Raw genomic sequence first — 21,394 nt, forward strand, 5'->3', positions numbered from 1 at the left:
AAGCTTCTACTTCGGAGCAGATCCACCGCGGCCGCTGCTTCCGGAGGACCCGCCGCTCGCCGACGGAGCGCTCAGGCTATGAGAAGCGCCCGATGACGATGACGCCGAAGATCCCCCATACGATCCCGTTCGCGATGCTGGAGCATTCGATGTATTCGCACTCTGGATCGGCGCTCCTGCACGCAATGTAACCGGCCCGCTGTTCCCACCGTGACTCGACGACATGAACCCCGCAGAAGGCGCGGCAGCATAGACCTGCATATTTGCCGATCCGTGCTGCTCTACATGGCTCGAAATCTTGTTCAGGCTTCCCAGCGACCCCCTCGGCACGCCCAACCCCGCCGAGTTCTTCTGGAACACAAAGTTCCCCGGCTTATCTTCCTTGGAGAAGACCATTGGCGTATGGTTCGCAAGTACCAGCGAGCCTGCGCCCACGGTCGGCGCTTGCGGCGAAGCAGCACGCGTGGGCGAATGCACCGCAGTCCCGACCAGCCCCCCTGCCCCGCCACCACCACTCGCAACATTGTTCAATCCATTAAACGTGCCACCCGGCTGCCATCCCCACCCATATCCCGGGAAGAACGACCAGTTGCCAGAGTGATACGGCAGCCAGCCCCATGGATACGGTGACACCCACGAATAGCCTGCTCCCGGATACAGCGCCCACACACCGTTACCGTACGGACTCCATCCTGCGCCCACAAGATACGGCTGCCAGAATGATCCAAACGCTCCGCCATTGATAAAGTTCCCGTAGTAGTTCAGGTCACTCAAGCCATAGGTAGAGCCTCCAGCCACCATCGCATTCGCCTGCGAGTAGCGCGCATGATATTCGTTCGCTTCCTTATCCCACGCATCAGACGGCGCTTCCTCGATCTTCTTCGCAACAACCACCTGCTCTCCACCCAACGTCAGTGACTCCTTCTTCGTCACCAGCGTCGTCTCCGAGCCGTGCTTCGCCTCCACGCTTCCGTTGAAGACCGAGACAACCGTCTTCCCGTCAGCCACCGTCATTCGCACATGCGTCGACGGCGACACCGTCATCGTCTGATCTCCCGCCCGCAGCACGAACTCATTTCCCTTCGTGCTCTGCAGGTTCACATACACCATCCCCCGCACTACCTCTATCGTCGAGGCCTTGGCTCCCGAGCTGCGCAGCGCCAACAGCGGAAACTCCACCAGCGAGTTCGGCGCCACACGCAGCGTGCTGTTGTCCTCAAACTCCACCTCAGCGTACCCTTCGGCGGTCCGAAGCCTCTCGCCTTGGATGATCGGCATATTCGGCATCGTCTGTTCAAAGCCGTTTCCCGTCTTACGATCGAGCGAGAGCGTTCCCTTCACATCACTCAGTCGCACAATCCTTACGTGCGAATCGCCCGGCCGCGCCCCGTTGTCTACGGGCACGCGCGCCGCTGCCACATCAGCCGTAGGTGTACCAGCTACCGGGACACGAGCCGTTGACACATCAGCCGTAACCACATCAGCCGTCGCCACGTGCGCAGTCGATGCAGAATCCCGATCTAACGGGTTACTTTGCTCCGCGGCCGCTCCACTCTGTGCTCCCGCGGCCGCAACTCCCGCCACCGAAAACGCCATCGCCAGAAACACTCCGCATCCGAATCCGATCTTCATCACCGGCCTCCCAACAACCAGAACAGTGCAACTTCAGTTGCGGGGAGTATACGTCCGCGACTACAGCCAAGGTGTCACCAAAACTCAAATAGTCTGGCTTTTTTGTCGTCACACATAGAAAGGCTCCATACAAAAAAGGGCCGTCATTCTGACCCTGAGCTTGCCGAAGGGGAAGAATCCCCGTATTTAGCCCTTGCTTTACTTGCACCTTCTGCCGTTGCCGAGCCACCATCCGGTAACGAACGAAGATACCTCTCAACCTCCGTCTTACCGCCGTACCTGGCCCAATCCGCGGGAGTCCCTCGCCACAGAACATCCTTCCTATCCACCCTCGCACCGCGCTCAACGAGAAGCTTCACCATCTCCTCATTCCCCGCGACCGCAGCGTTGTGCAAAGGCGTAGCGTGGGAGTGCCCTCCAACCGGGTTGTAACGGTTAGGGTCCTCTCCGGCATCCAGCAGCAGTCTGACGATCTCGACCTGACCGTACTGCGACGCCAGCGCAAATGCAAGATGACGATCCTCACCGTCGGACGCTGCAAGCAGACGGCGAAAGTCGTCGACTCTGCCCAGCGCAGCCGCGACCGGCAGATCGATTCGTGCGCCACGCGCCATCAAGGCATCTACCGCGTCAACCTCTCCATGCAGGGCAGACGCCCGCAGAGCACTCTCAGGATTCGCTCCGCGATCGCAAAGCAGATCGATCAGATCAAGCTTGACGCCACACTCCCGAGCGACACTGCCGGTAGAGACGAGCATCAGAGTCTCCTCAATGGCCGAACGCTCCGCACCCGCATCAAGAATCACCTTGGCTACCTCGACAATGTTGGCAGGCAGACTGCCATGGCGAATCGGATTCTCCGCCACAAACTCCAGCAACGTCGGGTTCCGAAAGTAGTTTCCCCCCTCAAACACAACATGCTGATGAACCAGCCTGGGATGCTGCTTGAGATGCGAACGCAAACCCGCCGCATCGCCCGCGTCGAGAAGCTTCACCGCGAGACGAAACGCCGCATCCTCAATTCGTTCGTGATGCGGCAAGCTGATCTGGCCGGAGAGTGTTGGCCTCTCGATATGCGACTTCAATCGGACCCAACTTGGGAATCCATGCTCACGAGCAATTGTCACCTGCGCATCGCTCAGCTTGAACGGAGCTTGGAAGACCTCAGCATCGGTCACGCGGAGAAACCGCGGATGAAACTCTCGAATCTGCTGTGCCGCTAGCGGATCATGGTCAGCATGACCACGGAGCAGATCCTTGGCTTGATGCTTGAGGTGGTCGAGGTTGGGCTTGGGTGGGAGCTGTCGAACTGGCATGGCGAACTTCCTCTCGTATGCCCAGGTCCGCGCTTCGCGGGCAGAAAGTAAGTTCGTGGCGCAATTTGTAAAAGCAAGGTGGACTTCTGTCCTCTCCGCGGACCGGATGCGCCCTCTGCGCTACCGGCGAGAGTACCACAACCTCTCGAACAACCTCTATCTCGACGCAGGCGCGAAAGCTGTCAAGCCCGCAACCCACTCAAGTCACTCATTCTGAAACAAATCTAGGTTGCGTATCAGTTACACTCTCACATCTATAATGGAATCAGGGCAAAAGAACCTCAACCTCCAGCCCGCCGCTTGAGCGGTCTAGCTTCTGCAATCTTGGAGTGCGGTAGCATGGCTGGCATGAATAGTGCGAAAGCTGGTTCGATTGGAGCGACAACCGCAGTAACAGTGTTCGGCATCGTGGCAATCGCTTTCTGTCTTTTGGAAGCTGGCTTTAGAACATGGTCTGTCGGTCAATATTTAGAAAATCGTGCTGGCATATTTGTTGACCTATTTATCGCCGCTGCACTCTGTTCTGTCACAACATTGATCCTTTCTTGTCTTGGCCGAGGAAGAAGCCGAGTGGTCGGAATCGTTTTTAGCATTGCGTCGCTGGCATCAATCATCTTCATCTTTGGCACAAACAAATGATCGCCAATGCAAAGAAACAAACTGCCAGTGGGTTAGGCAAACGTATTTATTGCCTGTGTAAGCTATAGAAAACAAGTATTTTGTACGCAACCAATCTGCAATCAATAGCTTACAGACACTACCCACCCGCAAACCCATGTAAACAAAAAGCATTCCTGCAAAATGCCCCAAGGGGGAGGGGGGAGGGTGTCCAAAGAGACTCGACTCAGAAATACCGCAAGACAAGAGGCAACAACACACCACGGAATCACCACAACGCACCACCGAAACACCACGAAGACACCGCAAAAGAACACACCTTCGCAAGCATTTTGCCCCGATGCGTTTTACCATAGAAAAATGACTGAAGTGGAAGCCCAAGAAGCCCAAAAAGACCAGCAGGCAAGCGGACACGCGTCCAAATACACCCGCAACAACCCCTTCCTCTCCACCGTGACCTACAACCGCCTCCTCACCGGCGAAGGCTCGGAGAAGGAGACCCGCCACGTCGAGCTCACCCTCGAAGAGGGCATGACCTACACCCCCGGCGACGCCGTCGGAATCATCCCCGAAAACCGCGCCATCGCCGTAGCCGAGGTCCTCGAAGCCCTCCACTACACCGGCCGCGAGCGCGTCCTCGACCACTACAAGGTCGAAATCAGCCTCGAAGAGGCCCTCCGCACCCGCCTCGGCATCGGCAAGCTCGCCCGCGGCTCCGTCGGCCAGTACGCCAAACTCGCCCCCACCATCGAAGGCCTCAAATGCCTCATCGGCCCCGAAAACAAGGCCCGCGCCGAGGAGTACTGCTGGGGACGAGAGTTCGTCGACCTCGCCACCGACTTCCCCAGGGTCGTCACCGACCCCCAGCAGCTCTTCAACATCCTCCAGCGCCTCACCCCCCGCATGTACTCCATCGCCTCCAGCCAGGCCATGCACAAGGACAACGTCCAGACCACGGTCCGCGTAGTCCGCTACGAAGCCCATGGCCGCGACCGCCAGGGGGTGGCCTCCGGACACCTCGGGGACCGAGCCGGCGAAGGCACCGCCATGCCGATCTTCCTCCACTCCAACAACAACTTCCGCCTCCCCGAAGACACCGCCAAACCGGTCATCATGATCGGCCCCGGCACGGGCATCGCCCCCTTCCGCGCCTTTCTCGAAGAACGCCAGGCCACCGGCCAAAAAGGCGACAACTGGCTCTTCTTCGGCGAACAACGCGAAGCCATGGACTTTCTCTACAAAGATCAGTTCCTGGCCATGCACAAGGACGGCATCCTCACCCGCCTCGACACCGCCTTCTCCCGCGACCAGGCCCGCAAAGTCTACGTTCAGGACCGCATGCAGGAGCACTGCAAAGAGCTCTACCAGTGGCTGGAGCGCGGAGCCTACTTCTACGTCTGCGGCGACGCCACCCGCATGGCCAAGGACGTAGAGACAGCCCTCCTCGACGTCATCGCCCGAGGCTCGAACGGCACCCTCGACCACGCCGCCGAGTACCTGGCCGCCATGAAAAAACAAAAGCGCTACCAGCGAGACGTCTACTAAAACCGCACGACACCAAGGGGATACGAGGGGATGTGGCGAGCTTGCACCAAGCCGTCACATCCCCCATCTCAAGAAAATAGAGTCCGCGATTTTACCGATCAACGCTGTTCTTGAGCAGAACGGCAAAATCATATCCTGCTTCAAACTCTGACAGGCTAATGCACTCCACACGCATAGCGTCGGCAAGTTCTTTCGCCTTACCGAATGCGTGGTTGCTCGACTCGGTGTCGACGACCAAACCGGGACATCGAATCTTAGCCGCAGCCTGCAACGCGTCATCCCAGGCGTCGTTGCTGCGATAAGGAACATTGGCCCGCCCATCGGTGACAAGCAATAAGAGCGTCTCGGGGGTCACAAGTTCATTCGCCAGTTCAAGCGCATGCGCAAGAGGGGTACGGCCACCTGTCGGCAAATACTCCAAAGCAGCAACCACCGCCGCTACGTCGCTTGTAGGATCAACTAGAATCTCGGCAGATTCTCCGCGAAATACAATCACGGCTATCTCGTCACGGCGACGCAGGGAACGTTCAATCAGCCCGGCCACCGCCCCCTTGACCACTCGCATCCGTTCGCGCGCGGCATGCGACCCGCTTGAATCCACCACAAACAAAAACCGCGACCCCACTATCGGCTCACGCACCTTGTCATATAAATCCTGCAGACGCGGACTCGGTCGACCAGTTCGGGCAATAGCTTCCAGTACGGAAGAGCGAGAATCCAGCTCCGCGGGGCTCTCGCTCTTTCTATTTCTGACAACGGGACCCGGTGCCGGCCCTTTGCGCGCCCCGGTTGCTCCGCTTCTACCGCCATTTGCAGTCCAACGCAATTCGGGTGTTCTGACTGACAGAGAAGAAAAGCGCTGCTCCGTCGTTTCATCGGTCTCTTCGCTCTCCCTGCTCTGCGCCGGTGTTTGGGGCAATAGTGAAGGAGAAGTTTGTGGAAGAGGTGGCTTCTGAGGTGAATGCGTTATGCGGTGAGCCAAGGCAAGCGGCAGCACGGCCCCGATATGTTCGTCCGTAACCTCTTCACAACCCAGCAGAGCGGCCTGTGCGCAGCTCGCACGCGCTATGGCGAGATCTGCACGAAGGGATCTGACTCCATGTTCACAAACGATCGTGCTAATGTGCTCCAACATAACGGTAGAACATTGCACAGACGGAAGCATCACCCTCGCAGCTGCTATCCGCTGCTGAAGATATATCTGCTGCTCCATCCACCGGGCCGCGAAAAGTGCAGGGTCGGCGTCATAAATCAAGCGCCGTTCAACGACCTCCCGTCTTTCAGTCGCCAATCCGCTGGCAGTAATATCGGCAACGAGGGCAAACCGATCGAGTAACTGTGGCCGCAGCGATCCCTCTTCCGGATTCATGCTTCCCATCAAAACGAATCGTGCCTCCTGCACTGCGCTAAAGCCTTCTCGCTCGACTGTGCTCACGCCGGTCGCGGCTGCATCCAATAGCGCGTCGGCAAGATGGTCCGGCAGAAGATTGACCTCGTCGACATAAAGAATGCCACCGTTTGCTTCTGCGACCAGGCCGGGCCGGAGCGCCGGTTCGCCCTTCAACGTACTCGCTAAATCCAGCCCACCTAAAAGACGATCTTCCGTTATCCCTATGGGCAGATTCACAAAGCGCCCAGGCTTCGGGAGCAACTCGGCGAGCGCTCGCGCCGTCGTGGTCTTCCCCGCGCCTTTGTCTCCACGCAAGAGCACTCCCAGGCGCCAATCCACAGCGGCGAGAAGCAGCGCCATCTTCATCTGTTCCTGGCCGACAATCGCAGCGAACGGATAAGCCGGGCCGGTCATACCGTGCTCCTTCTAGTCTCCCCGCGCGCTTCCAACAAGGTTTCGCTGTCGAGCAGAACTTCACGCAGCGCGTCGAGCGTCTCTGGTTTAGCATCCTCCCAAAGCCCGCGTTCCTTTGCTTCGAGCAAACGTTCTGCGATCGCATTCAACGCCCAGGGATTTGACTCTTTCAGGAAGCTCTGTGTCTCACGGTTAAGCGCATACTCTTGTGCAAGTCCTTCATAGACAAAATCCGGAGCAATATGCGCCGTCGCATCAAAGCCGAAGATATAGTCCACCGTCGCGGTTAGCTCCAGGCCACCTTTGTAACCGTGACGCTTGATGCTCTCGATCCACTTCGGGTTAATGACACGCGAGCGATAGACACGCAGAGCCTCTTCGCGCAGATCGCGCACGCGGACTGCATCAGGACGGGAGCTATCGCCGAAGTAGGCCTTGGGCTGTACTCCTGTGAGAGCTCGGATAGTAGCCACCATGCCGCCGTGAAACTGAAAATAATCATCAGAGTCAAAGATGTCGTGTTCTCTATTGTCCTGGTTATGTAACGCAACCTGAACACTCTTCAACCGCTCGGCAAAGATGTGTCGGGCATCCACACCATTCGCCGACTTGCCATACGCGTAGCCGCCCCATTCGAGAAACACCTGCGCGATATCCCCGTCAGTCTTCCAGTGATGTGTCTCCATCAGCGCTTGAATGCCCGCTCCATAAGTACCTGGCTTCGCACCGAAGACTCTGAAGCGCGCAGAAGCCTCTGCCTCTTCGGCTCCCTGATCGCTATTTTTATCAAGGTCCAGCAGATAATGCTTTTTAGGAAAGTTCATCTCCAGCGGTTCATCTTGCTGAATGACGAGCGCGACCGCGTCATCGATCATGTCAATAAGATGAGGAAACGCATCCCGGAAAAAACCACTGATGCGAAGTGTGACATCCACACGCGGTCTGCCGAGTTTTTCCAATGGAATCAAAATGATCCCTTCCGGACGCCTGGACTGTTTATTCCACACCGGCTGCACACCGAGTAACGCCAGAACCTCGCTTACGTCGTCACCGTGCGTACGCATCTGCGAAGTACCCCACGCGCTGAGCCCTACTGTCTCAGGGTACTGGTTTTCTTCGGCACGATAACGCTCTATCGCCTCGCGAGCTAGCTGCTGACCTACGCGCCACGCAGCTTCAGAAGGCAGGGCGCGTGGGTCGACTGCATAGAAATTTCTACCAGTCGGAAGAATATGTGCCATACCACGTGTCGGTGCCCCAGCCGGGCCCGCGGGGATATAGCGGCCTTCCAAAGCATCGAGAACATGCTCAACCTCTTCATCCGTTCGCTCAAGATTTGGAACAATCTGCAGGCAGGCGAAAGTAAGCGCCCTCGAGACTTCGTCCGAAGCACATCCGACGACGGCGTACTGCAACTCTTCCAGACGATCAACACGGAAGCCAAGCTCTTCAAGTTTCGTATAAAGACTTAGGGCCATTCGATCCAGCACATCGAGGACGTCAGCATTTGCGTAACAAACGGTGTCAGACAGAGTAGTAGCAACATCTAGCTTTTTTCCTGGAGTGTCGAGAAGTTCTCGGTAATCAAATTGAAGATTGCGGGCGATCGCACCGAGCAGGCTGGGCGATCCCACGTTCTCCAGTCGAGTCATCGATCGAAGCATCTCCGGAAGCGGTGGCATGTTGCCAAGAATGTGCAGACCATCGCGTATCTGCGCCATGCCGAGTTCGCACAGATACCCATCGATATCTTCAATCAGATGGGCAACGTCGCTTCCGCTCATCTCCGCCAGCGTGACCGGAACGCCCTCCGGCGTGAGCTCGTCATCCCAATCATGTTTATGATCGCCATGATCACGCGATAGCAGATTCTTTAGATCGAGATCCGCTTTCAGGTTCGCATCCTGAATCAACTCCCAGATCTGTTGTTGAATGAAAGGCAGCTTCGACGGATCCAGCTTTTCCACCGCGTAGTACTCATTCACCAGTTGATTTAGTGCCGCGAGCGGTCCGTAGGTCTCTGCACTCGTCATCGGTGGTGTCAGATGATCCACAATTACCGCATGGCCTCTTCGCTTCGACTGACTCCCCTCTCCCGGATCATTGATGATGAACGGGTAGATCAGCGGCATGTCTTCGAGTAGTAGATCGGGAAAGCACTCTTCCGACAGACCAACAGATTTTCCTGGCAGCCATTCGAGCGTTCCATGTTTTCCAACATGCACGATTGCATCGGCACCCCATCCACCATTCTCCACGGAAGTCCCCAGCCATTGGTAGAACGCCGTGTAATGATGAGTCGGCGGAAGATCAGGGGTGTGATAGATGGCATCAGGATTCAGGCCGTACCCCCGCGGCGGCTGGATCGCAATCAGTGCGTTCTCGAGATGCATTGCTGCAAACAAGTAATCGTCATTATCACTAAATGGTTCAAAGTTCATCGCGGCAATCTGAGCTGCAACTTCGCTCATCAGCTTCTTATCGATCTTCGGCGAAGTCGATCGCAGCGTATATCCGCGATCAGCGGGCTGCCCCCACATATCTTTCATCCGCTTCTGTGGAACATCAGGAAAGCGTTCGAAACGTCGCCGATACAGCGTGCGCGAGTATCGATGAGCACGTTGCCCATCGAGGGGATGCGCGTCGTCATACGTTCCACGCGAAAGAAGATCGTGAATCAGATCATCAGCCGACTCCGGCAGATCTCCGACAATATACCGGCGTCCCTTCATGGCGCGGAGCAGATTCAGTAAGCTCGCTGGCGAATCGAGACCAACTGCATTTCCCACCTGCGCAGCCTTGGTCGATGAATTTGTAAGAATAAACGCGACACGCTTGTAAGGATTGGATAGGGTCTGGAGTCTCGCAAGCCGGGCAGCGATTCCGGCCACTCGATCTGCGCGCTCCTGGTGAGGGACATACAAATCTCCGGATTGAGCATTTCCCCGTTCCTTAAACGAGACCGGAACGGAGATGATGCGGCCATCAAACTCCGGGAGTGCTACATTGATCGCTGTGTCCAATGCGTTTAAACCGCGGCGCGAGATCTCCCAGTTTCCTCTTGGCATCCCGCTTGGGATCGCCTGAATAACGGGAACTCCCAACCGTTCCAGAATCGAAACATTCTCGCCTACGAGTGTTACATCACCGGTATTTATCTCGCCCAATGCAAAAGATAACGTAGTGACAACGACATTGACGCGTCGTTCTACCAGCCTGAGCGCCGCTGGGAAACCATCCACCAGAGCCTTCATGCTCGAGGTGAAGATGCAGAGCGCGTTCAAGCCGTGAGACTCCAGTGCTTCAGCGAGAGCGTCAACGAACGCAGTATTTCCGCTAAGAAGATGAGCACGATAAAACAGGATGGCTGCGGTAGGCTTCGCAGGATCTGCGCGTTTCTGCCAGTCTTGATACTCCGCATGCTCTAGATCTTGCATGTAAATTCCGTGCTCTGTGGGAGTTGTAGGTTTCTCATAGCCGTGCCCGGTCATCAGGAGACGGTCAGACAAAAACTTCAGGCATTCCACAACATTCGATGTTCCACCGCGCTCGAGATAAGTCGTCACCGACGCGACTACATCCGGATCGACAGTCCCGGCACTGAGAAACTCGGGATTCATCTCTCCGGTGCCGCTCACCACTACGAGGGGTCGGTTCTGCATCATGCACTTAGAGCGAAGAAGAGGGAATCCGGCGACAGAGTTCAGTGGTCCATGCAAACGCAACACAATAATCTGAACGCGCGCTAAGCTTCCCTCTAGCAGCGCCACCATCTGTTCCTCGCTGCGCAAGCCGTTCAGCGAATAAGGAAAAACATCCAAATCTGAGGGAAGTGCTGCGCGCGCGTTCTGAAGAGTCATCAGATCGGTATCTGCGTGCGTCAAGAGGGCGATGCCGTGCACCTCTGGCTGTACGCTCTCGGCAACAATCGAGGCTGGAACCGCAGGTCGCACGTCCCAGTCATAGAAGTTAAAAACGTACTCAAGCAGTTCTTCGGGCGGTTGCAAAAAGCGATCTGCTTCCAACATCGCATCGATGTACTCGAATATCTGCTTCACCTGCCAAGGGCTGTTGACGGAATGAAACCACACCGATCGTCCATCAAAGACCAGACTCGCAACATTCGACAGCACGCACGGCCCGAGGCACCCAGCCTTCGTCAGATGGATCGTATTGCGCATCTTCCGGCGAGTCCACTCTTCTTTATACGTTTCGACCGGGACCTGCGCATAACCGCGCTCCGTCCTTCCACAGCAGCATCCTGAGAAACAATAGGAGAGGTGCGCGCGCCGCTGCACGATATTCACAGGCCGCCCATCCGCCCGTACTACGCGTTGGCGATGGATATCAGTCAAGACTTACACCTCTTTCTGATGCCTTGGCAGCAGGTTCGAGGCAGTAAGTCCAAATACGAAACTGTATGGAAATAATAATCATGCAACTTCCTGTTCTCCGCAGAAGTCTGCCGGTATTCTCGGGTAGGTCTCCTGGCTTGGAGGTTGCAGGAACTCTGCACACCGCTTTACCTTCCCCAGCCCTCGGCCGAGTGGTACTTCAAAGCAGCTTTCCTCACTTACAGTGGCGGAACCGCGCCGGCTCTTCACCGGACTTCCCTGTTATGCCCTGGTGGGCACCCGAGATAGATTTCGTTATACCACAACGAAACCGCACAGATGTCGCGCTCGCGTCAGCGTCAATAGAGTGAACTCGCAAGCGGATACTTTGGCTAGACCAACGGATTGACGGTCATCACGCATAGATCCGGAGAGACTAGAAGCTTCGCCTCGGTCCGCGCCTGGACTTCAGCGACGTTCATGCCTTCTACGACTTCGGTCAACACCAGCCCTTGGGCGGTCACCCGAATCCAGCAAAGCTCCGTCACAATATCATGCACTACACTCTGTCCAGTCAGCGGGAGCGTGCACTCCTTCAAAATTCTCGAAGCTCCATCCTTCGTCTGATGTTCCATTGCAACGATCACTCGACGCGCCCCCGCAACCAGATCCATAGCGCCCCCCATGCCCTTCACCATCTTTCCCGGAATCGTCCAGTTGGCGAGATTGCCCTGCTCGTCCACCTGCATCGCCCCAAGGATGCTCATATCCATGTGGCCGCCGCGGATCATCGCGAACGATTCCTCACTCGCAAAAAACGAACACCCCGGCAGTTCTGTCACCGGCTGCTTCCCCGCGTTGATAAGATCAGGGTCAGCGCACTCATCGGTCGGAGGCGCACCAACACCCAGCATTCCATTCTCCGACTGAAACATTACATCGATGCCTGCAGGCACATATCCTGCGATCATCGTTGGCAGTCCAATGCCAAGATTTACATAAAAGCCATCGTGAAACTCACGTGCAATCCGCCGTGCGATCCGCTCCTTCCCTGTCACAAGGCACCTCCGGATTCAATAAACTTCGACTCAATTGGTTTTCGATATGCCGCGCCCACCACAATGCGGTTTACATAGATTCCTGGAGTAACGATGTGATCCGGATCAAGCTCACCCGGCTCAACTAGCACCTCGACCTCTGCGATCGTCACCTTCGCAGCAGTCGCCATCGCCGGATTGAAGTTCCTCGCCGTCTTACGATAGATCAGATTTCCCAACCGGTCTCCCTTCCAGGCTTTGATCAGTGCAACGTCTGCATGAAGCGCCTGCTCAAGCACATAAGTCCTGTCGCCAATCTTGCGTGTTTCTTTGCCCTCGGCCACAACCGTACCTAAACCCGTCGGCACATAGAACGCCGGGATACCTGCGCCGCCTGCACGAATCCGTTCAGCGAGTGTCCCTTGCGGAATCAGGGTTAGATCCAGCTCCCCTTTCAATACCAGGGCCTCCAACCGACGGTTTTCGCCCACGTAGCTGCCGATGTGCGAGGCGATCATGCCGGCCTCCAACATCAACCCCATGCCAAAGCCGTCAACGCCCATGTTGTTGCTTATCGTGTGCAGTCCGGTAATCCTGCGCTTCACTAAGGCGGCGATCAGGTTCTCTGGGATCCCGCAAAGACCAAAGCCGCCAAGCATTATCGTAGAACCTGGCGCAACATCTACCACAGCGTCGTCTGCTGTCGGAACGACTTTATTCATCGGATAAAAACCTCACGTGCGGCGGAAGAGTACACGCCGCGTTGGGGCGAATCGTTATTTGGTTTGCGTAGAAAAAGTAAAGGTCGTCGTGCTGTGAAGCACCTCGCCCGGCTTCAACTCCGTGGTGGGAAAGGAAGGATGATTCGGTGAATCGGGAAAGTGCTGCGTCTCGAGACAGAGCGCGGTGTTCTTCGCATTGCTCTGCTGCGCGCTGCCATACGCCGCACCATTGAGTGAATTGCCGGTATAAAACTGAACTCCCGGCTCGGTTGTCGTCACAGTCAAAACACGTCCGCTCGCAGGATCGTAGACTCGAGCCGCTGTCTTCACTTCCCCATTCTTGCCGCGCAGCACCCAGTTATGGTCATAGCCGCCGCCGATCTTCAACTGTTCATTGTCTTCGTTGATCCGTGCACCAATAACCGTAGACTTACGAAAATCAAACGGTGTGCCCTCTACCGAAGCCAGCTCCCCCGTAGGGATCTGGACCGGATTCACTGGCGTGTACTGGTCTGCCGGAATCATAATCTGCTCGTCAAGAATGGTCTTCTTCGGATCGCCTGAAAGGTTGAAGTACGAGTGATTGGTGAGATTAAGGACCGTGTCTTTATCGGTCGAGGAGCTATAGTCGATGCGCAATGCGCCGTGATGAACCGTGTATCGCACGTGTACCGTCAGCGTTCCTGGATATCCCTGATCGCCGTCCTTGCTCACCAACGTCATCTCCACTCCATCTGCAATGGCTCGCCCCTTCCACACCAGGCGATCGAAACCGACGGTGCCACCATGCAGCGAGTTGGCGCCATTGTTCGTTGGGATCTGATACTGATTGCCATCCAGTGAAAACTTTCCGAACGCAATGCGATTCCCATATCGCCCCACGATCGCGCCAAAGTAGGTCGACTTATCCGCAAGATAACCGTCCAGCGCGCTGTAGCCAAGCACCACATCGGCGATTTTTCCGTCGCGATCCGGCGTCTTGATCGAAACCACGCGAGCTCCGAAGGTCATAATGCTTGCCTCAATCCCTTCGCTCTTCAGCGTGTAAAGATCCACTGCCGTGCCATCCGGGGTTGTTCCAAATGGAGTCTTCGTTACCGAGCCGTGTGCCGCCATCGCAGTTGTCATGCTAAGCAGCATAATCTTTAGCCATCTCATCGTCATTCTCCTCGTCATTTTTCCTGCCTGGCATCCTCTATGCGGTCTGTTTGCAGCGCAATATAGTTCGCTCCAGCGGCCTCCGCCACTATACGTGAAGCCCTGCGAAACAGCGACACGATGAGGCATCGAATCAACTGCAGGAAGGAGACAGCATCGGGCATCCGGGCCGATTCCACAAGCTCACAGAGAGCTCACGAAGCACTCAGCGTCGAGATCGTCGAACGATGTGTCAACTTTCGCAAAACACTTTGAGAGTTACCTAATCGATGGCCGACTCAACCACAAGAGCCTTCTCGCGCTCCCATGGCTGCAAGATCTTCACTGATGCCATCCCAGCCGCCGTAGCGGCCTGAATCCCCATCTCCGTGTCTTCAAAGACAAGGCAGTCTTCCGGCTTCACTCCCAACCGCTTCGCCGCAATCAGAAACGGCTCTGGGTCAGGTTTGCTTCGCTCATAGTCCCCCGCGCAGACCAGCGTTTCAAATTTATCCAGGAGCCTCAGCACATCCAGCGAGGCCGTCACAGAGTCCCGGGTACTCCCCGACACCACTGCAAACGGGATATGTCCGTGGCTGAACTCAATATGCTCCAGCACCTCCGGGACAGCCTTTAGCTCTGGGAGAATCTCGAAATATAGCGCTTCCTTGCGCTTTGCTATCTCTTCCACTGGCATCGTAAGACCGTCCCGCACATTCAAGGTGGAGATGATCTCAGCTACCGGCATTCCACCCCACGCATAGAATGTCTGCTCTCCAAACTCGCAGTTCCACTCCGCAAGGACTCTTTTCCACGCAACGTAGTGCAGCGGCATCGAGTCAACAATCGTCCCATCACAATCGAACAAGTAAGCCTTGAAGGGTCCCTTCGGCAACTTCATCTGCGGCGCTACAACTCCCATCAATCTGTCCTTCTCCGTCTATCCTTCTGCGGGGCAGCGAACGCGACGGCTGCTCTTGACGAATGCTCTTGACGACTTAAGGATCACAGGCGACGGGCGCGACCAGAACACTCTGATTGCGCCCGCCGCCGACTGGTCCCGAATCAACCAAACTATTTCAGCTCGTAACCGGGGAAAAAGTACCCGATCTCAAACGCCGCGGTATCCTCGGCATCCGAACCATGAATGGCATTTTCTCCAATCGAGGCGGCAAACTTCTTGCGGATGGTTCCGTCCTCAGCCTGGGCCGGGTTGGTCGCGCCCATCAGCTTACGGAGGTCGGCAATCGCGTTATCCTTCTCGAGCACCATCGGAAAGATGGGTCCGCTCGACATGAACTCCGTCAGTTCGCCGAAGAATGGCCGAGTTGCATGGACGTGGTAGAAGCCTTCGGCCTGTGCCTTTGAGATCGAAAGCCGTTTGATCGAAACGATCTTAAATCCTGCCTTTTCAATCTCGGCGAGGATAGCTGCGGAGTAGCCCTTACGGACGGCGTCCGGCTTGATGATGCTGAATGTGCGTTGTGACAACGTATTTCTCCTAGGTGCGTCTCTACTGCTTAGTGTAGAACAAGGCCAGCGAACCTCGCCCGTTCGACCCTGGCCGCAACTTCTCCCGGGAGCATGGCTGCATGCGGATCTTCCAAAAGACAGCGTGGATATGGTTTCTGGGCTTTGCCGCGTGGCTCGCGGACGCGCTGCTCAGCCTGCGTCTACATAACATCGTTCATGCCCGGCTCGCCATTATGGTCGCTATTGTGTTCTTCACCGCCGGACTTTTTTATCGCCGTCAGATCTGAGGAAGAGGGCGCTTGAGGAAGCATGCGGTCCTTTTCGTTGCTAGGAGCAGCAGCAACCCATAGCTTTGCTCTCGTGAGCAGAGCCCTTTCACCTTTCCTCTGCCACTCCTGGAGGGTCTTTCGCGCCCGCTTTCGATTGTCAACCCCTCGAACCCTGTAAAGTAAATGTAATCATACACATCCGCTTGGCGTATCAGTTAGAGTCCATTCGATATACTGGATAAATAGGGAAAAGCAGCCAGAAGTCTTCAGGGTGTTATACAGCTTTGGAAGCAACGAAAGAGCGTAACCCCTTTGCTTGGCAGAATTTAGAAGTAACCCCTTTTAGAATGTTATTTTTGCGAGCCTATACCCCCTCGTAAGCCATTGATAAATAACGACTTACTCTCCGGTAATAGGGGGGGGGGGGTACCCTCCTAGGCAGGAAAACTCGCTCAGAACAAGGGGGAGATTGGCTGGCCAGGCGACACATAGGGTGGGACGCCCATGGCCAAGTCGACAGCCCTGTCATCGGAAGTCTCCGAGTGCAGCCTGCCGTTGGAATAAAGGACCTGTCTACCAGGAACGGCAGGAACACGATCCCCTGGGATCACGACGCCGACGAGGTTCATCGGGTCGGCAGCGGCTACGGCGATGATCGCGCTGCACTCGCGGCTGCGGGAGGTGCGGAGGGACTCGACGGCCTCGGGGAGTGCATATTGCTCGCCGCCAAAGCCGGACAGGAACCGGCCACCGCGGATCTCACCGCGGGCTTCGAGACGACGAAGGATCTGGAGAAGATCGCGCCATCTGGGGGCGTTGGATTCGCAGAGGAGCAGGTCGCGAAATAGAACGCCGTAACGATTGAGAAGTTGGCGGGCAAAGGATTCCAGAGCGGCTTCGGTGCGGTGTGCCTGCTCGATCGCTGTCGGCGCCGCGTGAAGCTCTGCGTTGAGCAGCGACCATCTGCCAGCCGAGCTGCGTGCCGTACGTCTGGCAGAGGTCTCGGTGGTAATGGATTTGCGACGGGGACCCATGCAGGCGCGAAGCTGGTCGAAGCCGTCTGCAGCTGCAAGGCCCGCGGTGGCGAGCTCCCACAGAGCTTGCTGGGTTTGCTGCCGGGTGAGATTCGCGATGCGCTGAATATCGTTGGCGAAGCAGGCGCCACGCTGCTGAAGCAATGTTCGAACCTGCAGAGCTGCGGGGCTGAGTGCCGCGGCCAGCTTGTCCTCTTCAACGCACTGTTGAGCCAGTGCGTAAGGAAGCCAGTCTGCAGTCTCGCGGATGTAGAAGGTGACGGGTGCAGCGTTGGTGGGAATGACCCGGCGCGGGGAGGCTCCATCCCCTGCAGACCACGCTGAGTGAGGTGAGATGCGCCCCCAACCTACGGCTCCAGAGAGACAGAGGGCATCGAGCCAGCGGGGGTCATAGTGGGCGACGCGGGAGGGAAGGAGGGTGCGCTCCCACTCGACGGCAGGAGCTTCAAAGCCCTCTAGTTGACGAAGAGCTTCGAAGACGCCCTCTTCGCCGGAGAGCTGGGTTTGCGGGGCCAGATGCTGCCAGTTGAGCAGCCAGCGCATATAGACCGCAGGAGTGACAGGCTCGACCTGCTTACGGAGAGTGGCGACGGTGCGACGGTGGATACGCTGGAGAATGCGGCGTTCGCACCACTCGATATTGTGGCTTGAATCTGCTCCGGTTGATGGCGCTGCAGATGGTGCGGGGTACTCGAAGGCTCCACGCATGAGGAGACCTTGCATCTCCATCGCGAGGAAGGCTGGAAAGATCGCCGCCGGCTCGAGGGTGACGGTGCGGCCGAGAGCGATGGCGGTGATGGGTCCTGAGATTTGTAACCATCCCTGAACTAACTTCTGCAGGGCTTCTTCTTTTGTAACGGAATTGGTTCGATTAGACGCACTTTGCCACAACGCGTCGACATAAGACAATCGTTCGGTAGCAACCCAGCCCAGGTTTCCGCCGCAGTCGATCGTGTGGACGCGGCCTGAGCGTGCAAGCCGGTCGTAAAAAATCTGCCAGTCGTTGGATTCAGCTGTACCGATCGCGTGCAACGGTAAGACTATGAGCGAATGCAAAAGATCATGGAGTTCGTGCTCGTTGCGGAGATCCGGCCAAATCTCTTTACGAATGGCTGTAATGGCGGCTTGGTCCAGCTTGCCGGGTTGGTCCGGAAGGTTGCGGCCGAGTGAGGTAGCGCGGGCGCGACGCGCTTCGAGACCAGCTTCATCCAGATAAGCGTAGGGATTGGCGTTGAGGAGTTCATGCGCGAACTGGGAGGGAGTTGGAGTATCAACCGCCACGCAACGGATGGCGCCTTCCTTGATCCCGCGAAGAAGTTCGATGAGTCCTTCCAGGTCCATCGCCTCCTGGAGGACGTCCTGCATCACCTCGTTGACCAGTGGATGGTTGGGAATCTGAATATCTCCGACAATGGTCTCGAAGCAGGCCGCGGCCTGTGGGAAGACCGAGGCCATGAGATCTTCGGAACGAGTGCGCTGGATCTGTGGGGCGATGCGTTTGCCCTTTGAGAAACGGAGAAGCTGCAGGCTGCGGCCGGCGGCCCATCGCCAGCGGTTTTTGAAGATGGGGGACGCGATAGAGGCTTGCTCCAGAAGCTCCTTCGCTGTGTGTTCGGTGAGGAACTGGAAGACATCGGCGAGGGGAAAGCTGTGTTGCTCGGCGAGAGAGATGTTAATGCCATTGTCGGTGGCTGCGGCTTGAAGCTCGAAGTTAAAGCCACGGCAGAAACGTTTGCGCAGGGCCAGCCCCCAGGCTTTGTTGATGCGGCCACCGAAGGGAGCATGAAGGATGAGTTGCATGCCGCCACCGTCGTCGAAGAAGCGTTCGGCGATGATGGTGGTTTTGGATGGAACGGCACCAAGTGCAGCGCGACCGGCGACGATGTAGGCGATAAGTTGCTGGGCTCCGCTGGCGCAGACACCGCACTGCTGCATGAGCCATGCGGCGGCGGCGGTGACCTCTGGCTGGGCGGGAGACAGGTAGCCCGGGACCACGTTAGGAGTGAGAGCGGAGATTTGTTCGCGTAGCTCGCCTACTCCATTCGAGAGGACAGCGGTTCGTTGCGGGGCTTCGCCCTCCCAGAACGGCAAGCTGGGAGGTGCGCCGTGGGCGTCTTCGACGAGGACGCGACCAGTGGCTTCGACGCGCTGGATACGCCAGCTTGAGGTGCCCAAAAGAACGACATCGCCGGGGCTGGAATCGACGGCGAAGTGCTCATCCAGAGTGGCAATCTGAACGCCTTCCGGCTGGAGGATGACGCTGTAGAGCGCCGTGTCGGGGATGGCACCACCGTTTGAGATGGCGATCATGCGAGCACCACGACGTGGATGGAGATGGTGTTGGACTTCGTCGCGAAGGAGATAGGCACCATAGCGGCCGCGGGTAGATTCGATGCCATCGGTGAGAAGGGTGAGGAGATCGTTGAAGGCTTCGCGGGTGAGGTTGCGATAAGGATACGCTCGGCGAAGAATGTTGTAGAGGGCGTCTTCTTCCCAAGGCTCGGCCCCGCAGGCAGCGACGATCTGCTGCATGAGAACGTCGGCGGGCTGTGGCGGAATTTGTAACTGATCCAGTTCTCCGGCACGCATCTTCCTGATGAGGGCAGCTTGTTCGAGAAGGTCATCACGTGTGGTCGCGAAGAATCTCCCTTTCGGAGTTGCACCACGCCAGTGGCCTGCACGCCCCACACGCTGCATGGCAACGGCTACCGACCGGGTCGTAGTGATCTGGCAGACCAGGTCTATGTCGCCGATATCGATACCGAGCTCCAGGGACGCGGTGGCTATCAAAATTTTGATCTCGCCATGCTTGAGGCGCTGCTCGGCGTCGAGCCGGAGGGTGCGGGAGAGTGAGCCGTGATGTGCCGCTACGTGTTCGGGGCAAAGACGGGTAGCGAGTTCAAAGGCAATCTTCTCGACTAGGCGGCGGGTATTGACGAAGACCAGGGTAGAGCGGTGATTCTGTGCATGGGCAGCAAGCTTGTCGAAGATCTCTTCCCACATGCCGCTGTTGGTAACGGAACTAAGCTCGTCACTTGGGACTTCAATCGCGATGTCGAGCTCGCGGCACTGACCTACCTGCACGATAGTGGCAGGTTTGCGATCTTCGTGGCTGCCAGTGAGAAAGCTGGCCACCAGTTCAATCGGATTCTGCGTGGCGGAGAGGCCAATCCTTTGTGGTGCCGCAGCGAGGCCAGTGAGGAACTGACCGGGGCTGAGACGATTTTCACCTGTGACAAGAGCGTCGAGACGCTCGAGGGAAAGAGCCAGATGGGCACCGCGTTTGTCGTCGGCTACTGCGTGGATCTCGTCGACGATGACGGTTTGAACACGGCGGAGGTGTTCCCTGCTCTTGCCGGCGGTAAGAAGGATATAGAGGGATTCGGGTGTAGTGACGAGAATGTGAGGCGGGTTGCGGAGCATGGCAGCGCGCTCTTTTGGAAGCGTGTCGCCTGTCCGGACGCCGGTGCGGATTTCAGGACAAAGGTACCCGCGCTGCATTGCCAGTTGCTGGATCTCGGCGAGGGGTGCATCGAGATTTTTCTGGATGTCGTTGGAGAGGGCCTTGAGGGGGCTAATGTACAGAACCTGCGTGCAGGGCGCCAGCCGGCCTGAGATCGATTGCCGGAGGAGGTGATCGATACAGACTAAGAACGCTGCGAGGGTTTTGCCTGAGCCGGTTGGAGCTGAGATGAGTGTGGCATTGCCATCGAGAATGCCTGGCCAACCGTAAGTCTGCGGCTCGGTAGGGCTGCCGAATTTGGATAGAAACCACTCGGCCGTGACAGGGTGAGCCCAAGCGAGTGATTGTGGAACTTCCAGCGACATTCGCTGATTGTAGCGCGGTTTTATTCGTTCTTTCTTCGCCTCTTTGTTATCTACATGTTGCCGGTACCGACGTCGGAAGCGGCGGCAGCAGTACTCGATTCGTCGAGATACTGCTCGATCACTTTTTCAAGAGTGCCCTGGGCCGAGAGGATAAAGTCAATGGCATCGCGACCGGCTCCGAAGCCGCCGGCATTCGCGGTAACATAGTGCGCTGCCGATTTTACCTGCTGGCGAGCATTGGCGGTGGCAATGGCGAGACCACAGCGGCGCATGACCGGAAGATCGATAATGTCGTCCCCAACATAGGCAAGCTGGTCGAGCGTGTAGCCGGTCTTCTCTAGGATTTCATTGATCGCGTTCATCTTGTGAGATTGGCCCTGGTAGATGAACTCTAACTTCAAGTCCTTAGCGCGGATGGCTACCGTCTGTGACTGGCGTTTGGTGATGATTCCGATGCGGAGGCCGCCGAGACGCCCTAGAGAGATTCCAAGCCCGTCGTGTGCAGAGAAACCTTTTGCTTCGATTCCGTGGCCTTCTGAGTTTGGAATGACGAAGATCTGTCCATCGGTTAAGACTCCATCCACATCGAAGATAAGGACTTTGATATTTTTAGCTCGGGCTTCGGCGGTCATGCTTGATCATAGC

The 21,394-nt window shown here is 56.9% G+C and carries 14 protein-coding genes and 1 riboswitch; of the genes, 3 read left to right on the plus strand and 11 right to left on the minus strand.

Features of this window, described 5'->3' with window-relative positions; all coding sequences use genetic code 11:
* Nucleotides 1-6: 6 nt before the first annotated feature.
* A complete protein-coding gene (locus tag HDF09_RS18855; protein WP_183769022.1) occupies nt 7-1,632 on the minus strand; it encodes a FecR family protein in 1,626 nt (541 codons plus the stop codon).
* 143 nt (nt 1,633-1,775) lie between these two features.
* Nucleotides 1,776-2,948 carry an ankyrin repeat domain-containing protein gene (locus HDF09_RS18860; protein WP_183769023.1) on the minus strand — a complete coding sequence of 391 codons (1,173 nt, stop codon included), beginning with the start codon at nt 2,946-2,948 and terminating at the stop codon, nt 1,776-1,778.
* Nucleotides 2,949-3,287: 339 nt separating this feature from the next.
* Between HDF09_RS18860 and HDF09_RS18865 the strand changes: the two genes are divergently transcribed.
* Together HDF09_RS18865 and HDF09_RS18870 are read left to right on the plus strand one after the other, a co-directional pair.
* A complete protein-coding gene (locus HDF09_RS18865) occupies nt 3,288-3,587 on the plus strand; it encodes a hypothetical protein (protein WP_183769024.1) in 300 nt (99 codons plus the stop codon).
* A gap of 339 nt (nt 3,588-3,926) precedes the next feature.
* On the plus strand, nt 3,927-5,111 hold the full coding sequence (locus tag HDF09_RS18870) for a diflavin oxidoreductase (RefSeq protein WP_183769025.1): 1,185 nt from the start codon (nt 3,927-3,929) through the stop codon (nt 5,109-5,111).
* Between the two features lie 91 nt (nt 5,112-5,202).
* Here the strand turns inward: HDF09_RS18870 and HDF09_RS18875 are convergent, their stop codons facing one another.
* The 7 genes from HDF09_RS18875 to ndk all read right to left on the minus strand — a co-directional run bounded on the left by HDF09_RS18875 (nt 5,203) and on the right by ndk (nt 15,636).
* Nucleotides 5,203-6,915 carry an AAA family ATPase gene (locus HDF09_RS18875; RefSeq protein WP_183769026.1) on the minus strand — a complete coding sequence of 571 codons (1,713 nt, stop codon included), beginning with the start codon at nt 6,913-6,915 and terminating at the stop codon, nt 5,203-5,205.
* On the minus strand, nt 6,912-11,222 hold the full coding sequence (locus tag HDF09_RS18880) for a cobaltochelatase subunit CobN (protein ID WP_311720006.1): 4,311 nt from the start codon (nt 11,220-11,222) through the stop codon (nt 6,912-6,914). The genes HDF09_RS18875 and HDF09_RS18880 overlap by 4 nt, the downstream gene beginning before the upstream one ends.
* Before the next feature lie 153 nt (nt 11,223-11,375).
* Nucleotides 11,376-11,568: riboswitch (cobalamin riboswitch) on the minus strand.
* 73 nt (nt 11,569-11,641) lie between these two features.
* Nucleotides 11,642-12,307, minus strand: a complete 666-nt coding sequence (locus tag HDF09_RS18885) for a 3-oxoacid CoA-transferase subunit B (RefSeq protein ID WP_183769027.1) — start codon at nt 12,305-12,307, stop codon at nt 11,642-11,644.
* Nucleotides 12,304-13,008 (minus strand): CoA transferase subunit A, encoded by a 705-nt coding sequence (locus HDF09_RS18890; RefSeq protein WP_183769028.1) that lies wholly within the window; start codon nt 13,006-13,008, stop codon nt 12,304-12,306. The genes HDF09_RS18885 and HDF09_RS18890 overlap by 4 nt, the downstream gene beginning before the upstream one ends.
* A gap of 54 nt (nt 13,009-13,062) precedes the next feature.
* Nucleotides 13,063-14,166 (minus strand): aldose epimerase family protein, encoded by a 1,104-nt coding sequence (locus HDF09_RS18895; protein ID WP_260181802.1) that lies wholly within the window; start codon nt 14,164-14,166, stop codon nt 13,063-13,065.
* A gap of 262 nt (nt 14,167-14,428) precedes the next feature.
* Nucleotides 14,429-15,067, minus strand: coding sequence for an HAD family hydrolase (locus HDF09_RS18900; protein WP_183769029.1), 639 nt, complete (start codon nt 15,065-15,067; stop codon nt 14,429-14,431).
* Nucleotides 15,068-15,219: 152 nt separating this feature from the next.
* A complete protein-coding gene (gene ndk, locus HDF09_RS18905; protein ID WP_183769030.1) occupies nt 15,220-15,636 on the minus strand; it encodes a nucleoside-diphosphate kinase in 417 nt (138 codons plus the stop codon).
* Nucleotides 15,637-15,737: 101 nt separating this feature from the next.
* Here ndk and HDF09_RS18910 point away from each other — a divergent pair, with 101 nt between their 5' ends.
* On the plus strand, nt 15,738-15,905 hold the full coding sequence (locus HDF09_RS18910; protein WP_183769031.1) for a hypothetical protein: 168 nt from the start codon (nt 15,738-15,740) through the stop codon (nt 15,903-15,905).
* A 434-nt stretch (nt 15,906-16,339) separates the two neighbouring features.
* On the opposite strand, the gene HDF09_RS18915 is transcribed toward HDF09_RS18910, so the two are convergent.
* Complete coding sequence (locus HDF09_RS18915; RefSeq protein WP_183769032.1) at nt 16,340-20,749, minus strand: DEAD/DEAH box helicase; 4,410 nt, start codon at nt 20,747-20,749, stop codon at nt 16,340-16,342.
* Between the two features lie 50 nt (nt 20,750-20,799).
* On the minus strand, nt 20,800-21,381 hold the full coding sequence (locus HDF09_RS18920) for a KdsC family phosphatase (RefSeq protein WP_183769033.1): 582 nt from the start codon (nt 21,379-21,381) through the stop codon (nt 20,800-20,802).
* Between the last annotated feature and the right edge of the window lie 13 nt (nt 21,382-21,394).

Source organism: Edaphobacter lichenicola (genome assembly GCF_014201315.1).
In the GTDB taxonomy this organism is placed as follows: Bacteria; Acidobacteriota; Terriglobia; order Terriglobales; family Acidobacteriaceae; genus Edaphobacter; species Edaphobacter lichenicola_B.

What these genes read in the sequence shown, in the direction of transcription:
- HDF09_RS18865 (WP_183769024.1), top strand. Translation starts at nt 3,288, where the DNA reads ATGGCTGGCATGAATAGTGCGAAAGCTGGTTCGATTGGAGCGACAACC.
- HDF09_RS18900 (WP_183769029.1), bottom strand. Translation starts at nt 15,067, where the DNA reads ATGGGAGTTGTAGCGCCGCAGATGAAGTTGCCGAAGGGACCCTTCAAG.
- HDF09_RS18890 (WP_183769028.1), bottom strand. Translation starts at nt 13,008, where the DNA reads ATGAATAAAGTCGTTCCGACAGCAGACGACGCTGTGGTAGATGTTGCG.
- HDF09_RS18870 (WP_183769025.1), top strand. Translation starts at nt 3,927, where the DNA reads ATGACTGAAGTGGAAGCCCAAGAAGCCCAAAAAGACCAGCAGGCAAGC.
- HDF09_RS18895 (WP_260181802.1), bottom strand. Translation starts at nt 14,166, where the DNA reads ATGAGATGGCTAAAGATTATGCTGCTTAGCATGACAACTGCGATGGCG.
- HDF09_RS18915 (WP_183769032.1), bottom strand. Translation starts at nt 20,749, where the DNA reads ATGTCGCTGGAAGTTCCACAATCACTCGCTTGGGCTCACCCTGTCACG.
- HDF09_RS18920 (WP_183769033.1), bottom strand. Translation starts at nt 21,381, where the DNA reads ATGACCGCCGAAGCCCGAGCTAAAAATATCAAAGTCCTTATCTTCGAT.
- HDF09_RS18875 (WP_183769026.1), bottom strand. Translation starts at nt 6,915, where the DNA reads ATGACCGGCCCGGCTTATCCGTTCGCTGCGATTGTCGGCCAGGAACAG.
- HDF09_RS18910 (WP_183769031.1), top strand. Translation starts at nt 15,738, where the DNA reads ATGCGGATCTTCCAAAAGACAGCGTGGATATGGTTTCTGGGCTTTGCC.
- HDF09_RS18855 (WP_183769022.1), bottom strand. Translation starts at nt 1,632, where the DNA reads ATGAAGATCGGATTCGGATGCGGAGTGTTTCTGGCGATGGCGTTTTCG.
- HDF09_RS18860 (WP_183769023.1), bottom strand. Translation starts at nt 2,948, where the DNA reads ATGCCAGTTCGACAGCTCCCACCCAAGCCCAACCTCGACCACCTCAAG.